Raw genomic sequence first — 1,397 nt, 5'->3', positions numbered from 1 at the left:
GTCAAAGGCTCTAATGTTTTAAGTGCCAGCAAATCGTCAATACCTTGCACCATATCGGCCCATGGCAAGCGGAAACTGTTTCGTTCATCGTCATCATACAAACTCGCGAAACCAACACCAGAATATAGGTTTCTCATCAAACGATATTGCTGTTCAATATACGCTTGGCTAGTCATCACTCGCTCTGGCGGGAAAGCTTCCATCAAGTCGGCCCATGTGCGATCGAGTTGCTTAACCGAAAACCATTCGATACCACGTGCCATTTGTTCACGTGCTTTTTCGTCTAAGAATGGTTGCCAGCCACGAGACAAGATCCAGCGACTCAGATCTAGCAACAAACCAGTGTAACGAGCAGAGCTCAACAAGGTAAGCAGTTCTTCGCGATCGGGAAGTTGCTCTTGCATCTCTTTAAGTTCAGCGACCAAAAACTTACGCGCATCCAATTTACGCAGTACGTGGCCTTTATCTTCGAGCAAATCTTCGAAGTGGTCATAGCTTTTTAGCCAGTCGAGTTCTTGCTCAAGCCACTTAAGCTCTTGGCGTAAAATGGCACTCGCGCGTCTTGGGACAATGCCACCATAGATGGTGAAGGTTTGACGAATAAAACTCAGCGAGTGACTGATCTCATGTAACGCTTCAATGGATTGGCGCTCGGTGAAGATCTGCTCATGATAATGCCAATGAGCGAGAGCATGCTCTAAAGATTGAATGAAACACGATTCAACAGTATCACTTTTAGCAGTATCAACTAAGGTCAAAGGAGTGACTTCATCTCCTTGATAACCTTGAGCAAGGCGGTAACCCTTAGCGGCTTTGCTTAGATTACCTAAACGCATGCCACCTTGTTCACAGAATTGACGAGACAGTGTAAACAGAGCATCTGTTTGACCGGACTTAAGTTCCAATTCGACTTCACAAATCGGTTCTTGCAGTTCGCCTGATTCAACAAAACCTTGATCGAATGCGACCTCGACTTGACTGCCATCAGGCATACCAATCAACCACTGCTCACGTGTGAAGTTGGTAGAAAATAGAGGAGTCAACTCAGCTTCCAGCGTTTCGATGTCTTTGCCCGCTGGCCAGATGTCCTCTGGATGTAGGGCTAGCTTAGGTTCATTGCTGTCATGTTCTGCATTGTATTCAGGCCTTTGATGCAGGCCTGCAACCACACGACCAGCCGTCTTTACGGTCTGTACAAATACGTCATCAAAGCGTCGAATGCGCAAGCCAGTATCGTGCTTACGTAACCAGTTATCGGGGGTGTCAAAGTAGATGTTACCTAGCTCACGACAACTGTGCTGAAGTACTTTAGTTTCAGCAATTTTATTGCGTAAAGTCTCTGAAAAATCAGGAGAAACAAAAAACTTCAGTTCTATCTCGGTTTCCATAGTTATACC

General features: G+C 45.7%; 1 protein-coding gene. It reads right to left on the bottom strand.

Annotated elements, in window-relative coordinates:
- A partial coding sequence (locus AB4496_RS19725) for a CYTH domain-containing protein (protein ID WP_372131694.1) occupies nucleotides 1-1,388 on the bottom strand: 1,388 nt, incomplete at its 3' end.
- Nucleotides 1,389-1,397 lie beyond the last annotated feature (9 nt).

It is taken from the genome of Vibrio sp. 10N.222.46.A1, assembly GCF_041473595.1.
Taxonomy (GTDB): Bacteria; Pseudomonadota; Gammaproteobacteria; order Enterobacterales; family Vibrionaceae; genus Vibrio; species Vibrio tasmaniensis_A.
This window is presented reverse-complemented; position numbering and strand designations above follow the sequence as displayed.